Source organism: Novosphingobium sp. P6W (assembly GCF_000876675.2).
Lineage (GTDB): Bacteria > Pseudomonadota > Alphaproteobacteria > Sphingomonadales > Sphingomonadaceae > Novosphingobium.
Window position 1 is genome coordinate 3,164,028 of sequence record NZ_CP030352.1, and the last position, 16,837, is coordinate 3,180,864.

Below are 16,837 nucleotides of genomic sequence, written 5' to 3' on the forward strand. Positions count from 1 at the left end.
TGCGGCGGTTATCTCATTACCGGCACGCAGGGGCAAATCGCCGGAGCGGCTTTCGTCAATGCGCGGTATAGGCGGCGCGCCCTCTCGGCAGGCTGCCGATGGCGATGCTGCTGGCCGCCATGAAGCCCAGCGCAAGCCACAGGAACCCCGAATAGCTGCCGGTCCGGTCGAAGACCTGCGCAGCGGCGAGCGGGCCCAGCGCGGTGCCGATCGAAAGCGCCGCAAGCAGCCCGCCATAAAGGCCGCCGAAATGGCGCAGGCCGAAATGGCGGGTGAGGAGGTAGACGACGACGTCGATCTCAGCGCCCAATGTCAGCCCGATCAACGCAGAGGCTCCCGCCATCGCGGCGAAAGAGCCGCCCCCCAGCAGAAGCAGCAGGCAGCCCAGCACCGGCAGCAGGAACACCGCCGCGCCCACCAGCGACGCGGGCATCCGGTCCAGCAGCATCCCCGTCCCCAGCCGCCCGGCCAGCGAGAACCAGCCGATGAACGAGGCGATCCCCGCCGCCGCCATCGGGCTGGCGCCGCTGTCTCCCAGGATCGCGGTGAAGTGGACCACCAGCGCGATGATGGTGAAGGTGAACAGCAGGCTGGCGATGAACAGGCGGTGGTAGACGCTTGAAGTCAGCCCTTCGCGCAAGCTGGCGCCGGGCAGATCGGCGGGTTTCGTGCCGCGGTCCGCGGTCTTCTGGCGCCGGCCGGTATCGTAGCGGCCATGGAAGAACACGAAGATCACCGGGAAGGCGATCGCCAGCCAGATCGCCGCCTGCACCGGGAAGGCGGCGCGCCAGCCCAGCGCACCGATCAGCGCGGTCGCCATCGGCGGGAACACGCCCGCCGCGATGGAGGCCCCGCACAGCGTCACCGCGAAGGCCATCCCGCGCGAGACGGTGAAGCGCGAGGCGACCGCGCTTGTCCATACCGAAGCCTGCACCGGCAGCGCCGCCAGCGCGATCAGGCCCCACAGCAGATACCAGTTCAGCAGCGAGCCGTCCGTGCTGCCCAGCGCGGCGAAGGCAAGCCCCAGCAGCACCAGCCCCGCCACCCCGAAGCGGCGCGGGCCGAAGCGGTCGACGGCCAGGCCGATGAACACGCCCCCCACCGCCTGCACCAGTGTGGCGATGGTGAGGCCGAAGGTAACCTCGGTGCGGCTCCACCCGAACTGCGCGGCCACGGGGCCGTAGAACGGGCCGATGCCGTAGATGTGGATGACGCTGGTGGCATAGCCCAGCCCCGCCGCTACCGGCAACAGGGGGGTTCGGCGCCACTCCTCGCGGGCGGTGGACGGCGTGGGTGCGTGCATCTCAGCCGCCATGCCGCAGTTCGACATGCGTCGCTTCGCCGCCGGGGCCCATGGGCGAATCGTATTCGATGCAGGTGGCCACCGGATTGTCATGGCCGGCGAACAGCTTCTCCTCGTCCGCCCTGGTCATCGCCGCGCGCTCGGGCGAGGAGATGATCGCCTGCGAACGCTCGAAATCCGCGCGGCTGTTCCACCAGATTTCCATGATGCAGTCGAAGCCGGGATCGTGGATCTGCCCGGTGATGGGGTTCTTCTCCGGCACAAGGTAGCGCCGGACATAGCGCACCGCGCCCGGTATCGCCGGGGCCGCGCCCATCTTCTTCGCCAGCTGCGAGTGCTGGTTTTCGTAATAGTCCATGAACTGGTCCATGGTCATGTCGGGGCGCTTCCTGAAGAAGCAGATCTGCTTGAGCATGGCGGTCAGGCTCCCGGGTCAGAGCCGGCGCAGGGCAAGCACGCTGCCCTCGGCATCGGCGGAAAGGTAGATGGTGCCGTCCGGCGCGGCGGCGATGCCGTTGAAGGTGTTCATCGGCCCGCACATGTCGCCCACGCCGCCCAGCTGCGCCATCTGCGCGCCCGCCGCCCCGCCGATGGGCAAGCCGCTGGCAACCGTCTCGCGCGCGCCGCCGGCAAGGTCGCTGGCGATGACCGCGTTGGCGCCCGGATCGGCGACGAACAGCGTGCCCCCGGCAATCGCGATGCCTTCCGGCCGGGCAAGCCCGTCGAGGACGGTTTCCCTGCGTCCGCCGACCAGCTTCACCACGCGCCCCGCGCCGCTTTCGGCAACGAAGACGGTGCCGTCCCCCGCCACCGCCACGCCCATCGGCCGGTCCAGCCCCGAGGCCAGTTCCACGACGTTGCCGCCCGCTCCGCCTTCGATGGCAAAGACCTTGCCGGTGTCGAACTCGGCGAAAACCGCATGGCCGTTCGGGCCGACCGCCACGCCCATGAGCCGCGCATAGCCGCTTGCCAGCACCGCGCTGTCCCCCGAGGCGGGGCGCCAGCGGGCCACGTCGCCATTGGCGGTGGTGACGATCCACTCATCCGGCCCGCTGCAGGCCACGTCGCGGATCCAGCCGGGGAAGCCGGGCGAAAACAGCATCCCCGCCAGTTGCAGCGCCTCGCCCGGCCGCAGCAGGTACGAGAACCCGCCGTCCGCCACGAGGACATGGCCCGCCTCATCCACCGCAAGCCCAAGCGGCCATTGCAGCCCCTTCTCGACCAGCGGCTTCGTCCGGCCCGCATCGACGATCTCGGTGATCGAACCGTTGATGTGGCTGACGAAAGTGCGCCCGTTCACGAAGGCGACGTTGTCCAGCCCCGGCCCGATATCCGCCAGGACCGACTTCGCGCCGGTGTGCGGGTCGATCTTCAGCACCTGCCCAGAATAGACCTGGGTCGAGACGATATAGCCGTCCGGGTGGAATTTGACCGAATCGGGTACGCCAAGGTCTTTCGCCACCACTTCCGGCTCGCCGCCATCAAGGCCGATGCGCCAGATTTCGTTGGCGCCCTGCGCGGGGAAGTAGAGCTTGCCGTCGGGCCCGACCTCGAAGGCATTGGCCATCGGCACGCCTTCGTAGATGACGCGCGGGGCGCCGCCGTCGCGGTCCAGTTCCATGATCCGCCCGCCAAGGCGCAGTTCGCCCGCGATCAGCCTGCCCTGATGATAGGTGATCGGGTTGGCCACCGGCATGTCGCCGTGGATCACGCGGTATTCACCCCCCGGCGTCATCATCGAGACGCGGCCTTCGGTGATCTCGGTGCAGTAGAGGTTGCCCGCCTCGTCGAAGGCGAGATCGTCCGGCCCGACGATGCCGCCGCCATTGGGCGAAATCGTCTCGATCAGGCCGGTATCGACATCCACCGCGCTGACCTTGCTGCCCGCCACCTGCGCCACGTAGATGCGCCCGTCCGCGCCGGTACGGATGCCGTTGGCGCCGTTGAGACGGCTGGCGGGGGTCATGCGGTGCAGCGCCCAGCCCTCGCCCGGCGTGGCGGCTAGAGCATTGCGGTTACGGCCGGCTGCCTCGAGCATGTATACATCCCTCTCCCCCGGCCTCGGGCCGAGTCTTTGGCCGAGTGGTATAGCCCGGCACAGGGCCGCGCAACGCGGGTGCCGCCCCCGGCGCCGGCCATGCATGCAGCATCGCCCCGGCGACGGGCCCGCCGTTGCCAAGCGGGAATGCGTGCGGATACTCGTGCAATAGACCGATACCCAATTCGGCCGGCCACGCGCCGGGAACGCCGAGCGCGAGACGCAGCCGTTTCCGCCGCGCAGGACCGCGCCGCACGAGAGGACATTTTGCCATGAGCCATCCCTCCCAGGACGCCGACCTGCGTTTCGACGGCCGCGTCGCGGTGGTCACCGGCGGCGGGCGCGGCCTTGGCCGGGCCTATGCCTTCCTGCTGGCGCAGCGCGGCTGCAAGGTGGTCGTCAATGACCTTGGCGGCGCGATCCGGGGCGATGGACCGGATACAAGCGTGGCGCAGGATCTGGTCGACGAGATTGTCGCGGCGGGCGGCGAGGCGATTGCCAACGCCGATACCGTCGCCACGCCCGAGGGCGGGCGCGCCATCATCCAGGCCGCGCTGGACACCTGGGGCCGCATCGACGTGTTGATCCATAACGCCGGCAACGTGCGTTACGGTTCGATCCGCGATATCTCCTACGACGACTTCCGCAGCGTGGTCGACGTGCACCTGATGGGGGCCTTCCACGTCGTCCAGGCCGCGTTCGGCCCGATGTGCGACGCGGGATATGGCCGCATCGTCCTGACCAGCTCGGTCGGCGGCATCTACGGCAACGAAAACTGCGTGAACTACGGCATGTCGAAGGCCGGGATGCTGGGCCTGAACAACATCGCCGCGCTGGAAGGCGAGGCGTTCGGCGTCAGGTGCAACACCATCGTGCCGGGCGCCGTCACCCGCATGGCAGAGGGTCTCGACATCTCGCAGTATCCGCCGATGGGACCGGAACTCGTCGCCCCGGTGGTGGGCTGGCTGGCGCATGAAAGCTGCCCGGTCACCGGCGAGATGATCGCCTCGATGGCGGGCCGCATCTCGCGCGCCTTCGTGGCGGAAACGCGCGGGGTCTACCGCCCGGAATGGACGATCGAGGACGTCGCCGCCGCCAGCGCCGCGTTCCATGACAAGGGCCCGGACAACCCGCAGGTCCTCGACTTCGGCCTCCACGGCCACGTCGATCACATCGGCTACAGCTTCGCCATGGCGCGTTCCGAGGCCTTAATAGGCAACACTGTTGACAACTAAAAGGCGCAAAGCCACATCGCGGATATAGGGCGCCTGCGCAAATGGCCTGCCCGCACGAAAACTGAAGTGGGACCGGAATGATCTGCCAGAAAACCAATGTGCCCGCGCCCGAGGAACTCGACATCCCGGCACTGAAGGCCAAGTACCTCGCAGAGCGTGACAAGCGCCTGCGCCGCGAGGGCGGGGAGCAGTACGTGCGCCCCACCGGCGATTTCTCGGACAACTACGCCCACGATCCCTTCACCCCGGTGACCGAGCGCGGGCCGCTGGTCGAGGACCTTGACGTAGCGATCCTGGGCGCGGGCTTTTCCGGCATCCTGGCGGGCTATCACCTGCGCCAGCAGGGCGTCACCAAGGTGCGCAACATCGACCACGCGGGCGGCTTTGGCGGCGTGTGGTACTGGAACCGCTACCCCGGCGTGCAGTGCGACAACGATGCCTATTGCTACCTGCCGCTGCTGGAAGAAACGGGCTTCATGCCCAGCAAGAAGTTCTCGGATGGCTGGGAAATCCAGGCCTACTGCCAGAAGATGGCGACCGACTTCGACCTCGCCGACAAGGCCCTGTTCCACACCCTGGTCGAAAGCATCACCTGGGACGAGGGGATCAAGCGCTGGCATGTGAAGACCAGCCGGGGCGACGATCTGCGCGCGCGTTTCGTGGTCATGGCGGGCGGCGTGATGAACATGCCCAAGCTGCCCGGCATCCCCGGCATCCACGACTTCAAGGGCAAGATGTTCCACACCAGCCGCTGGGAGCATGACTATACCGGCGGTTCGTGGACCGCGCCGGAACTGGAAAAGCTGAAGGACAAGCGCGTCGCCATCGTCGGCACTGGGGCCACTTCGGTCCAGGCGGTGCCCTTTCTGGGCAAGTATGCCAAGCAGCTCTACGTGCTGCAGCGCACCCCTTCGAACATCGACGAGCGGCCCAATCCGCCCACCGATCCCGACTGGGCCGCCGCGCTGGAACCCGGCTGGCAGCAGGAGCGCATGGCCAATTTCCACCGCGGCGCGCAGCAGTTCTTCCTGCCGGGCGAGCCGGATCTGATCTGCGACATCTGGACCGAGATCAGCCGCAACCTCCACGTCGAGCTTGAGGCGGACGACTTCTTCAAGAACTTCCCCGATATGGACATGGCCGATTTCATGGCCCGGCGCGAGGTGGTGGACTTCCAGGTGATGGAACGCCTGCGCCGCCGCGTCGACGATCTGGTCGAGGACGGCGCCACCGCCGAAGTGCTGAAGCCGTGGTTCCGCTTTATGTGCAAGCGGCCGCTGTCGAACAACGACTATTATCCCACCTTCAACCAGCCCAACGTCAAGGTGATCGACGTGTCACCGACGCAGGGCGTTGAGCGAATGACCGAAAAGGGCTTCATCGCCGACGGCGTGGAATACGAAGTCGACCTGATGATCTTCGCCTCGGGCTTCGAGGTGACCAGCGATCTCAAGCGGCGCTGGGGCATCGATACGGTGGAGGGCGAAGGCGGCCTGTCGATCTACGATCACTGGACCAATGGCCCCAGCACCCTGCACGGCGTGACGACCGACAAGTTCCCCGGCATGTTCTACATGGGCTATATCCAGGGCGCGACCAATTCGAGCACGACCGAGCAGTTCGGCCGTCAGGCAGAGCACATCGCCTTCATGATCGGCGAGACCGTGCGGCGCGGCGCGGACAAGTTCACCGCCACGAGCGAGGGTGTCGCCGGTTACGTGGCGCACTGCCGCGCGAACGAAATCGACATGTCGGAATTCCAGCAGGGCTGCACGCCCAGCTACTTCAACAACGAAGGCGACAAGGAACTGAAGTGGGCCCTGTTCAAGGGCTATCTGCCCGGCTGGGACGCCTGGCGCGACATGCTGGCCGACTGGCGCAAATTGCCCGACCTGCCGGGCGTGGCGTTCGAGGCGAAAGAAACGGTGAACTAAGAGGGCTCAGCCCTCCCCCCCTCCCTGCGGGGGCGGGGAGGAGCAGGTCAGCCCGGGTTCCCGAACCGCTCGGCCTGAATGGCGGTGAGGTTTTCGGAAAACGCGGGCGACAGCTTGCGCTCGATCTTGCGGCAGCGGTCGGCGTGGTCGATCAGGGCCTTGGCGATGTCGCGCAGGATGCTGGTATCCAGATCCTCCTCGCCGGAAAGCCGGGCGCGCAGGTCCCGCTCGTCGACGCCAAGCGTCCGTGCCGTCACCCGTTGCCCGCCCAGCGCCTCGACGGCCTGGGTGAAAAGGGCGAGCTGGACCATCGGATCTTGCGGCATCGTGTCAGGGGCTTTCTGTCGAAGGTCCGGCTTGGCGAAGCAAAACGCTTCGCGCCGATGCGGCATTGGCGCCAACAGAGCCCCCACGTCAAACCATCCCGGGCAAGGTATCACCGACCGCGAACGGCCCAGGGCTGTTTATTGGCCGCTCCACACCGGCCTGCGCTTCTCGGCGAAAGCGCGCGGGCCTTCCTGCGCGTCCTGCGAATTATAGGTATGCTCATGCGCGCTGCGCGCCGCCGCCAGCGCGGCGCTGCGGCCCATCTCGGTGGAGAGCATCACCATCTCGCGCGCGGCCTTGACCGACAGCGGCGCGCCTTCCAGCACCTCGCGCGCCAGTTCGATCGCCGCGTCCAGCACCGCGCCCGGCTGGGCGAGGCGGTTGACGAGGCCGATCTCGTAAGCGCGGGCCGCGTCGATCGGCTTGCCGGTCAGCACGATCTCCATGAAGATGCGCTGTCCGATCATGTGGATCAGCGGCGCCGCCCAGGGACTGCCGCGCCCCACCTTGACCTCAGTGATCGCAAACTTCGCCGCCGTGGAGGCCACGCACAGATCGCAGGCCTGCGCGATCATCCAGCCGCCCGCGAAGGCCACTCCGTTCACCGCCGCGATGGTCGGCTTGGACAGCTCGATGGTGTCGTATGGCAGCGCATACATATCGCGCGGAGGCACCGCCATGCCGGTTTCGACCATCTCCTTGAGGTCTCCGCCCGCGCAGAACGCCTTGTCGCCGCTGCCGGTGAGGATGGCGATGCGCAAGGCATCGTCGGCCTCGAAACGCGCCCATGCAGCGCGCAGGCCCTCGCGCACTTCGGCGGTCAGGGCATTGCGCTGTTCGGGGCGGTTGAGGGTGATGACGGCAATGCCGTCTTCGCGGGCATCGAACAGGACAGCGTCGTTCATAGTCAAAACCCTCTGCGCGTGATCTCGAAAGCCGCCCGTTCCAGACCCTCGCGAAAATCCGGGTGAGCCACGGAGACGAGGCGCCGGGCGCGCGTCGCCAAAGTCTGGCCCTTCAGCTGCGCTGCGCCGAATTCGGTCACCACCACATCCACTTCGCTGCGCGCGCTGGTGACCGGGCCGCTGAGCGCAGGCACGATCTTGCTGACCGTCCCGCCCTTCGCGGTAGAGGCCAGCACCATCAGCGAAGCCCCGCCCGGAGAGCGCGCGCCGGCCCGCACGAAGTCCACCTGCCCGCCGGTGCCGCCCATGTAGGCCGCGCCCGATTGTTCGGCATTGGCCTGCCCGCCAAGGTCCACTTCCAGCGCGGAATTGATCGTGACCAGCTGCGAAAGCTGCCCCAGCACGCCCGCATCGTGGGTATAGCTGGTGGGCGTCATGCGGATCGCGGGGTTGCGGTGCGCCCAGTCGTAAAGCCGCCGCGAGCCGATCAGGGCGCCGTTGACCGACACACCCGTGTCGATTTCCTTGCGGGCATTGGTCAGCACGCCCGCTTCGGCAAGGTCGACCAGCCCGTCGCCCAGCATCCCGGAATGGACGCCAAGGTCGCGGCGGTCGTGCAGCAGCCGCAGGATCGCATCGGGCACCGCGCCCACGCCGGTCTGGATCACGCAGCCATCGCCGATGAACTGCGCGCAGAGCCGGGCGATGGCTTCGTCGATGGGGCCGATCTTCGCCGGGGCAACTTCCACCGGAGCGCGGCTGACCCTGACCGCCACGTCGATGGCGCTGGCCGGGATCAGTTCGCCCGGCACGTAGGGAACCTGATCGTTGACCTCGGCGATGACCACGCGGGCCTTGTCCACGGCGGCGCGCACGTAGTCGGAGATGAGGCCGCAGGAGTGGTTGCCCTGCCCATCGGCGGGGCTGACCTGGATCATCGCCACGTCGCAGGGCATAACCCCGGCCGTTATCAGCGGCGCGACCTGGCTGACGTGGACCGGGATCACGTCAAGCAGATGGGCTCTGGTCATCACCCGCAGCGCCCCGATCGCGCCCATCGAGGAGAGCCGGAACGCGCCCGCGCTCTCAGGCGTGAACAGACCGGAGAAGCTGGTGGCGATGAAGGCCTTGAGGCCGCCGATGCCCGCCCCTTGCGCGATCAGCGCCTCGACCAGCGCGGTGGGTTCGCCGCAGGCCTGACCGAACACGATGTGGTCGCCGGGCCTGAGGTAGCGGGTGAGGTCCAACGCCTCTGGCGTAGTGTAATTCATGACGCCCGCGCCTTCCCGCCGTCGTCACCCTGAACTTGTTTCAGGGTCCATCCCGCCAGATTGGCCGATGGCCTGTGCCATAGCGCGGCGCTGGCAGCGCGGCGTCCAACGCACCGCGCTTGCAGCACGATGGACCCTGAAACGAGTTCAGGGTGACGGGTTTTTTGGCGGTGGGCGGCCTGCTTCACAGTGTTACAGCCTCACAGCTTGCCCGCCTGGCGCAGCAGGCGTTCGGCCCGCGCCAGATAGGGGCGATCCAGCATGCCGCCCTTCCAGCCGATGGCGCCGACGCCGGGGTTGGCGGCGAAAACGTCGACGATCTCCTGCGCCTCGGCGATCTCCGCTTCGGTGGGGGTGAAGGCGGCGTTTATCACCGGCACCTGCGCCGGGTGGATGGCCATCATTCCCCGGTAGCCATCGCGGCGGACCTTCTCGGCCCGCGTGCGCAGGGCTTCGAGGTCCTTGTAGTCGGCGCTGATCGTCTCGATCGCGGTGACCCCCGCCGTCGCTGCGCCCAGTACGGTAAGGCTGCGGGCCAGTTCGTAAGTGAAGGAATAAGAACCGTCGGCATTGCGGTTGGACGATGCGCCGATCGAATCGGCAAGGTCTTCCGCACCCCAGGTCAGCGCCGTGACGCGCGGCGCGCCCTTGTAGCTGCCGGTGTGGAACATGGCCTCGGCGGTTTCGGTGATGAGCACGATGACCGGGGTGGAGCCTTCCTCGATGCCGTTCGCCACTTCCAGCGCGGACAGGCAGTGGTCCAGCTTCTCCACATCGGCGCGGCCATAGACCTTGGGCAGCATGATGCCGCCGGGGTGCGCGGGCATCACGGCGGCAAGGTCCAGCAGGGTGTGCGGCCCGTCCAGCGGGTTCACGCGTACCCACAGGCGGGCGCGCTGCGCGGGATTGGCCTTGATGAAATCATGCACCATGGGGCGCGCGGCGGCCTTGGCATCAGGGGCGACCGCGTCCTCCAGGTCGATGAGGACGATATCGGCCTCGCCTTCCATCGCCTTGGTCATCTTCTTCTCGCTGTCGCCGGGGGCGAACAGCCAGGATCGGGCCGTGGCGGGCTGGTGGGTAAAGGGCATATGGTCCTCTTTTTTCGTGTTATGCTGGTATCGGAACCTGGTCCCGTCCCACGCCTTTTTTCGTCACCCTGAACTTGTTTCAGGGTCCATCCCGCCGATCAACCCGCCATGTGCACGGCGAAATGGATCCTGAACCAAGTTCAGGATGACGGCGCGTTTCAATGCCACGGTGGCCGGACACGCTGATGCGCGTCAATCAATACGACCTCGGCAGCTCCAAAACCCTCTCGGCGATGTAGTTCATGATCTGGTGCGGGCTGACCGGCGCGATGCGCGGTATCATCACTTCGCGCAGGTAACGCTCGACGTGGTATTCCTGGGCATAGCCCATGCCGCCCATCGACATAACCGCCGTCTGGCAGGCTTCGAAACCGGCCTCGGCGGCGAGGTACTTGGCGGTATTCGCCTCTACTCCGCAGTCCAGCCCCTTGTCGAACATCGTCGCCGCCTTGAACACCATGAGGCTGGCTGCCTCCACCTGCATCCACGCCTTGGCGAGCGGGTGCTGGATACCCTGGTTCTGCCCGATCGGCCGCCCAAAGACGACGCGCTCCTGCGCATACTTGGAAGCCTTCCTGATCGCCACTCGGCCCAGCCCGGTCGCCTCGGCGCCCAGCAGGACACGTTCGGGGTTAAGACCCTGAAGCAGGATCTTGAAGCCCTGCCCCTCGGCGCCGATGCGGTCTTCCTCGGGAATGAACAGGTCGGTGATGAACAGCATGTTCGATCCCACCGCGTGGCGGCCCATCTTGGGGATCAGCTGATGCTCGATATGGGCGCGGTCGAGCTTGGTGTAGAACAGCGTCAGGCCGTCGGTCTTCTTCTTCACGTCCTCCAGCGCCGTGGTGCGGGCGATCAGCAGCATCCGGTCGGCGACGTGGGCATTGGTGATCCAGATCTTCTCGCCATTGACGCGGTAACCGCCGGGCACCTTGTCGGCGCGGGTCTTGAGGCTGGTGGTGTCGAGGCCGGTGTTCGGCTCGGTCACTGCGAAGCACATCTTTTCCTCGCCCGAAAGGATCGGCGGGATCATGCGCTGCTGCTGTTCATCATTGCCGAACAGGGTGACAGGTTCCAGCCCGAAGACCGGGCCGTGGATCGCGGAGGCCGCCGTCATGCCGCCGCCGCTTTCGGCCACCGCCTGCATCATCACTGCCGCTTCGGTGATGCCAAGGCCCGCGCCGCCCACCGATTCGGGCATGGCGACGCCCAGCCAGCCAGCCTGCGCCATCGACATATGGAATTCGGCCGGGAATTCGCCACTGCGATCCTTTTCCAGCCAATACTCGTCAGGGAACTGCGAACAGTGCTTCAGGACCGCTTCGCGGATATCCTGCTGGTCCTGGCTGAGTGCAAAATCCACCGCTTTTCCGCCCTTTTTCCCATGTTTTGCCGCTGTCCGGCGCTGGGCGAGAAGTAGCAGCGCAGCCGCAGGGAGACAACGGTATTGTTCCGATATCGGATCAATGAACGAAAATGGGCATGGATTAACATTCCCTCTTCAGGTAAGCCTGCCGCCAAGAACAAGGGAGAGCCGCATGTCCGAAAAGCCAGACAAGGCGGCGCAAGGCCCCCTCTCAGGGGTCCGGGTGATCGATCTCACCAGCGTGGTCTTCGGCCCCTATGCCACCCAGATCATGGCCGACATGGGCGCCGAGGTTATCAAGGTTGAGCCGCCCGCGGGCGACAACACCCGCTGGATCACCACTGGCCCGGTGCCCGGCATGGGCGGCATCTACGTCAACGTGAACCGGGGCAAACGCGGGCTGATGCTGGACCTGCGGCAGGAGGACGACCGCGAGACGCTGCGCCGCCTGATCGCCACCGCCGATGTCTTCATCCATTCGATGCGGGGGCGGGCGATCGCCAAGCTCGGCTTCGGTTATGCGGCGGTGAAGGCGATCAACCCGCAGATCGTCTACACCAACTGCTACGGCTATTCCCGGCGCGGACCGGATGGGGACAAGCCCGCCTACGACGACACCATCCAGGCCGAATGCGGCATCCCCCACGTCCAGGGCCTGATGAACGGTGAGCCCGGCTACGTCGCCACGATCATGGCCGACAAGGTGGCTGGCCTCCACGCCCTTTACGCCACGATGATGGCGCTGTTTCACCGCGAACGCACCGGAGGCCGGGAACGGGGACAAGGGCAGGAAGTGGAAGTCACCATGTTCGAGGCGATGTCCTCGTTCATGCTGGTCGAACACGCCAATGGCGCGATGTTCTCGCCGCCGACCACGCCCGCCCACTATCACCGCGCAGTCGAACCCAACCGCCGCCCCTACAAGACGCAGGACGGATACGTCGCCGCGCTGGTCTATAACGACAAGCACTGGGACGCCTTCATGGCCGCGGTGAACCCGCCCTGGGCCAGCCCGGAATTCGCCACGCTGGCTCAGCGCGCGAAACAGATCGGCCGCGTCTACGCGCTTCTGGGCGAGACGTTCCTCACCCGCACCACGCAGGACTGGCTGGACACGCTGCAGGCGCTGCACATCCCCTGCGCGCGTCTGCAGACCACTGACGAGCTTTTCGACAACGAACACCTGAACGCCATCGGCTTCTTCGAGGAAATCGAAACGGCGCAGGGCCCGGTGCGCTTTCCCGGCGTGCCGACCTGGTTCTCCGCCACCCCCGGAAGGGTGCGCGGACCGGCGCCGATGCTGGGCCAGGACAACGAAGCAGTGCTGTCCGAACTCGAAAGCGTCGCCCCGGCGATAGTCAGCGAGTCGAAGTGAACAGGAGTGTTGATTTCAACTGACAGCATCGAAAGGCTTGGGCTAACCACCTGTTCAAGCCGAACCCTTGGGAGAGTGAACGGCACACCCGATCTCCCATGAAAAACGCACGGCAACGATAACGGATCGGAAGAAAGGCAACCACGATGTACGACGACCAGCCCCAAGCGGAGGCGCCGGCAAAGGCGTCGAAGGGCACGCCCGTGTTCAAGCGCATGCTCGACCTGTTCGAGGCCGAGGGCATCAGGACGCTGTTCGGCATTCCCGATCCCAACTTCGTCCACCTCTTCCTCGAAGCCGAGACGCGCGGCTGGACCGTCGTGTCGCCGCACCATGAAGCGTCCGCCGGCCACATGGCCGCCGCCGCCGCGCGCATCACCGGCAAGCCCGCCCTGTGCATCGGCACCTTGGGCCCGGGCATGGCGAACATGATGCCCGCGATCCAGTGCGCCAAGGTGGAGAACGACCCCGTCATCTTCATCGGCGGCCAGCGCGCCCGCATCACCGAGCGCCGTGTGCGCCGGGGCCGCATCCAGTTCGTGCGGCAGGAGCCGATGATCGAGGATTCGGTGAAGTTCTCCAGCTCGATCGAATATGCCGACCAGACCGACGAGATCGTCCGCGAGGCGATCCGCATCGCCATGTCGGGCACGCCGGGACCGGCCTATATCGAGTTCCCCTCGCACATCATTCTCGAAGAACTCGACCTGCCGCCGGTACTGCCGCCGCACCGCTACCGCCTGACCAACCAGGGCGCCGACGGCGACCGCATCGCCGAAGCCGCCGAGATCATCCGCAACGCCAAGAACCCGGTGCTGCTGGTCGGCCACGGCGTCTACACCGCCAAGGCAGGCGCGGCGGTGAAGGAACTGGCCGATCTGATGCAGTGCCCCGTGGTCCAGACCTCGGGCGGCACGTCGTTCATCGAGGGGCTTGAGGACCGCACTTTCCCTTACGGCTTCTCCGAAGCCTCGATCGACGCGGTGATCGAAAGCGACTGCTGCGTGGCGCTGGCCACCGAACTGGGCGAACCCAGCCACTATGGCCGCTGGCGCCACTGGGTGGACAACGAAGCCAATCGCAAGTGGATCTACGTCCAGCAGGACCCCACCGCGATCGGCGTCAACCGCCCCATCGACGTGCCGCTGGTAGGCGACGTGCGCGCCGTGGTGCCGCAGCTGGTCCGCGCGCTGAAAGACACGCCTCGCAAGGCCTCGGCCGCGCTGTCGGAATATATCCAGCGCGATGCCCAGCAGCTTGAGGAACTGGCCGAGGACGCCGCTTCCAAGCCCGACGGTTCCACGTCGAAGATGCACACCAGCCAGTTCGTCACCGAAGCGACCAAGGCCTTCCCCAAGGACGGCATCCTGATCCGCGACGGCGGAGCCACGGTGATCTTCCAGTGGACCTATTCGCAGGCCAAGCCGCTCGACGTGATCTGGAACCAGAACTACGGCCACATCGGCACCGGCCTGCCTTATGCCACCGGCGCCATGCTTGCCGACCAGGCCGCGACCGGCAAGGTCCGTCCGGGCATGCTGCTTACCTCGGACTCCTCGTTCCTGTTCCATGTGGGCGAACTCGAAGTCGCGGTGCGCCGCAACCTGCCGCTGGTCTGCGTGGTCGGCGTCGACTTCCAGTGGGGCCTCGAAGTGGGCGTCTACAAGCGCACCTTCGGCCACGGCACCAAGGAAACCGGCGTGCACTGGTCCGACAAGGTCCGTTTCGACAAGATCGCGGAAGGCTTTGGCGCGGCGGGCGAATATGTCGAGAAGGCGGAGGACATCGGCCCGGCCATCGCGCGCGCTTACGAGCGCGGCGGCTGCACCGTGATCCACGTACCGATCGACCCGGCGGCGAACTCGGAAGAAATGCCGAACTATAGCGAGTTCCGCACCTGGTACGCCGAAGGCACGCAGTAAGAAACGTGGTCCCCCTCCCCGGGCAAAACCCGGGGAGGGATAGGGAGAGAGCACAATGCGCAGCTACACGCAGTTCTACATCGACGGCCAATGGACCGCGCCGATCACCCCCAGGACCGCCGAGGTCATCAACCCGGCCACCGAGGAAGTATCCGGCGAAATCTCGCTCGGCTCCCCCGCCGATGTCGACAAGGCCGTGGCCGCCGCCCGCCGCGCCTTCGCCAGCTATGGCGAAACCAGCGTCAAGGACCGGCTCGACCTGCTGGAAGCCATCCAGGCCGAATATATCCGCCGCGAAGCCGAACTGGGCGAGGCGATCATGGTCGAGATGGGCGCGCCCACCGCGCTCGCCAACGGCTTTCACACCTTGCTCGGCAAGGGCCACCTTGGCACCGCGATCGAAGTGCTGCGCGCATTCAAATTCGAGGAGCAGCGCGGGCCGACGATGATCCGCAAGGAACCGATCGGCGTCTGCGGCCTCATCACGCCGTGGAACTGGCCGATGAACCAGACCTGCGTGAAGATCTTCCCCGCGCTCGCCGCCGGGTGCACGATGATCCTCAAGCCCCCGCAGCTTGCTCCCTATTCGGCGCAGATCCTGGCCGAGATGATCCATGCTGCAGGCGTGCCCGCGGGCGTGTTCAACATGATCCAGGGCCAGGGCTCGGTGATCGGCGCGGCGCTTTCCAAGCATGAGGACGTCGACATGATCTCGTTCACCGGCTCCGAGCCGGTTGGCGTGCAGATCACCAAGGACGCCGCCGACACCGTAAAGCGCGTGGGCCTGGAACTGGGCGGCAAATCGGCCTGGATCGTCCTTGATGACGCCTCGCTCCCCGCCAATGTGGCCGGCGCGACGGCGGGCATGATGGGCAACTCGGGCCAGACCTGCTCCGCCGGTTCACGTCTGCTGGTGCCTGCATCGCGCATGGACGAAGTGAAGAAGATCGCCGCCGAAGCCGCGAACGGCGTGACCGTGGGCGATCCGGCCGGCAATTTCGCGATGGGCCCGGTCGTCTCCAAGAGCCAGTACAACATCATCCAGCAGTACATCGAGAAAGGCACCGCCGAAGGCGCAGAGCTGGTCGCCGGTGGACCCGGTCGCCCCGAAGGGCTGGACAAGGGCTGGTACGTGAAGCCCACCGTGTTCGTGGGCACCAACGACATGGTGATCGCCCGCGAAGAGATCTTCGGCCCGGTCCTCGTCATCATCGGTTACGACGATCTCGACCATGCGGTGGCCATCGCCAACGATTCGAACTTCGGCCTGGGCGGCTACGTCTCGGGCGAGGATGTCGACACCTGCCGCGCCGTCTCGCGCCGGATGCGCACCGGGGCGATCTGGGTGAACGGCGGGTTCGATTTCAACGCCCCCTTCGGCGGCTACAAACGCTCGGGCAACGGGCGCGAATGGGGGGAGCTGGGCTTCCACGAATATCTGGAAGTGAAGTCCGTGGTGGGCTGGTAAAGCCAGATGGGGAAGACCTGGGCTATGTCCTCAAGGTCTTCCCCGCCCCCTTCCTTCTCAAGTGACATCCCGAACCCAACCCGCTAAAGGCGCATCGGTGGGGAAAATCAGGCACTTCTTCCGGGAGCGCCCGGCGCTTGCAGCGATGCTGCTGGCGGCGGCGTTGCTGCTGAAAGCCCTGATCCCCGCCGGCTACATGCCCGCCGCGCCTGACACCGGCCTGATCGTCGCGCTCTGTTCGGGCACCATGCCCGCCGGCAGCACGGTGACGATCACGATCCCCAAGAAGGGCTCGCATCAGGACCACGGCACTACCACCGCCGACCACCCCTGCGCCTTCGCGCCGCTGGCCGCAGCCATGACCGGGGCGGACCTTGCCCCGCTGATCCTGGCCGCTCTGGCCTTCGTCTTCGTCGCCGCGATCGTGCGCGCGCCGCTGGCCCTGCCCGCCAAGGCAGCGCGCATCCGGCCGCCCAGCCAGGCCCCGCCCCGCTTCACCTGACGTTTTTTATCAAGGCGCTCGGATGCTGCCGCATCGCGCCTTGAAAATGCTCAAGCGCCGCATGGGCTATGCCCCTTGTGCTGCGGCTTCCACGCTTCGC

Annotated in this window: 14 protein-coding genes; 6 read left to right on the plus strand and 8 right to left on the minus strand. The window is 66.5% G+C overall.

What is annotated here, in order from left to right; genetic code table 11:
* Positions 1 to 55: 55 nt before the first annotated feature.
* Genes TQ38_RS15210 through TQ38_RS15220 form a run of 3 tightly spaced genes read right to left on the minus strand, consistent with a single transcriptional unit; the run spans position 56 to position 3,341 of the window.
* Entirely contained in the window at positions 56 to 1,303 is a 1,248-nt protein-coding gene (locus tag TQ38_RS15210) for an MFS transporter (RefSeq protein ID WP_043971856.1), read from the minus strand.
* Position 1,304: 1 nt separating this feature from the next.
* The gene (locus TQ38_RS15215) at positions 1,305 to 1,718 is read right to left on the minus strand and encodes an EthD domain-containing protein (RefSeq protein WP_043971678.1); all 414 of its coding nucleotides are present in this window, start codon (positions 1,716 to 1,718) and stop codon (positions 1,305 to 1,307) included.
* Positions 1,719 to 1,736: 18 nt separating this feature from the next.
* Positions 1,737 to 3,341, minus strand: a complete 1,605-nt coding sequence (locus TQ38_RS15220; protein WP_043971680.1) for an SMP-30/gluconolactonase/LRE family protein — start codon at positions 3,339 to 3,341, stop codon at positions 1,737 to 1,739.
* A 272-nt stretch (positions 3,342 to 3,613) separates the two neighbouring features.
* Between TQ38_RS15220 and TQ38_RS15225 the strand changes: the two genes are divergently transcribed.
* Together TQ38_RS15225 and TQ38_RS15230 are read left to right on the plus strand one after the other, a co-directional pair.
* Positions 3,614 to 4,576 carry an SDR family NAD(P)-dependent oxidoreductase gene (locus TQ38_RS15225; protein ID WP_043971681.1) on the plus strand — a complete coding sequence of 321 codons (963 nt, stop codon included), beginning with the start codon at positions 3,614 to 3,616 and terminating at the stop codon, positions 4,574 to 4,576.
* A gap of 77 nt (positions 4,577 to 4,653) precedes the next feature.
* A complete protein-coding gene (locus TQ38_RS15230; protein WP_043971683.1) occupies positions 4,654 to 6,510 on the plus strand; it encodes an NAD(P)/FAD-dependent oxidoreductase in 1,857 nt (618 codons plus the stop codon).
* A 47-nt stretch (positions 6,511 to 6,557) separates the two neighbouring features.
* On the opposite strand, the gene TQ38_RS15235 is transcribed toward TQ38_RS15230, so the two are convergent.
* From TQ38_RS15235 to TQ38_RS15255, 5 genes are all read right to left on the minus strand, one after another.
* Positions 6,558 to 6,821 carry a hypothetical protein gene (locus tag TQ38_RS15235; protein ID WP_043978985.1) on the minus strand — a complete coding sequence of 88 codons (264 nt, stop codon included), beginning with the start codon at positions 6,819 to 6,821 and terminating at the stop codon, positions 6,558 to 6,560.
* A gap of 153 nt (positions 6,822 to 6,974) precedes the next feature.
* The gene (locus tag TQ38_RS15240) at positions 6,975 to 7,742 is read right to left on the minus strand and encodes an enoyl-CoA hydratase/isomerase family protein (protein WP_043978873.1); all 768 of its coding nucleotides are present in this window, start codon (positions 7,740 to 7,742) and stop codon (positions 6,975 to 6,977) included.
* A gap of 2 nt (positions 7,743 to 7,744) precedes the next feature.
* A complete protein-coding gene (locus tag TQ38_RS15245; protein WP_043978875.1) occupies positions 7,745 to 9,013 on the minus strand; it encodes an acetyl-CoA hydrolase/transferase family protein in 1,269 nt (422 codons plus the stop codon).
* Between the two features lie 200 nt (positions 9,014 to 9,213).
* Positions 9,214 to 10,104: a CoA ester lyase gene (locus TQ38_RS15250; protein WP_043978877.1), complete on the minus strand. Its 891-nt coding sequence runs from the start codon at positions 10,102 to 10,104 to the stop codon at positions 9,214 to 9,216.
* Positions 10,105 to 10,300: 196 nt separating this feature from the next.
* Positions 10,301 to 11,467: an acyl-CoA dehydrogenase family protein gene (locus TQ38_RS15255; protein ID WP_043978880.1), complete on the minus strand. Its 1,167-nt coding sequence runs from the start codon at positions 11,465 to 11,467 to the stop codon at positions 10,301 to 10,303.
* 175 nt (positions 11,468 to 11,642) lie between these two features.
* Here TQ38_RS15255 and TQ38_RS15260 point away from each other — a divergent pair, with 175 nt between their 5' ends.
* The 4 genes from TQ38_RS15260 to TQ38_RS15275 all read left to right on the plus strand — a co-directional run bounded on the left by TQ38_RS15260 (position 11,643) and on the right by TQ38_RS15275 (position 16,737).
* A complete protein-coding gene (locus tag TQ38_RS15260; protein ID WP_043978881.1) occupies positions 11,643 to 12,845 on the plus strand; it encodes a CaiB/BaiF CoA-transferase family protein in 1,203 nt (400 codons plus the stop codon).
* Between the two features lie 146 nt (positions 12,846 to 12,991).
* Positions 12,992 to 14,767: a thiamine pyrophosphate-binding protein gene (locus TQ38_RS15265; protein WP_043978884.1), complete on the plus strand. Its 1,776-nt coding sequence runs from the start codon at positions 12,992 to 12,994 to the stop codon at positions 14,765 to 14,767.
* A gap of 55 nt (positions 14,768 to 14,822) precedes the next feature.
* On the plus strand, positions 14,823 to 16,235 hold the full coding sequence (locus TQ38_RS15270) for an aldehyde dehydrogenase family protein (RefSeq protein ID WP_043978887.1): 1,413 nt from the start codon (positions 14,823 to 14,825) through the stop codon (positions 16,233 to 16,235).
* A 97-nt stretch (positions 16,236 to 16,332) separates the two neighbouring features.
* Positions 16,333 to 16,737 (plus strand): hypothetical protein, encoded by a 405-nt coding sequence (locus TQ38_RS15275; RefSeq protein ID WP_052505936.1) that lies wholly within the window; start codon positions 16,333 to 16,335, stop codon positions 16,735 to 16,737.
* The last annotated feature ends 100 nt before the right edge of the window (positions 16,738 to 16,837 follow it).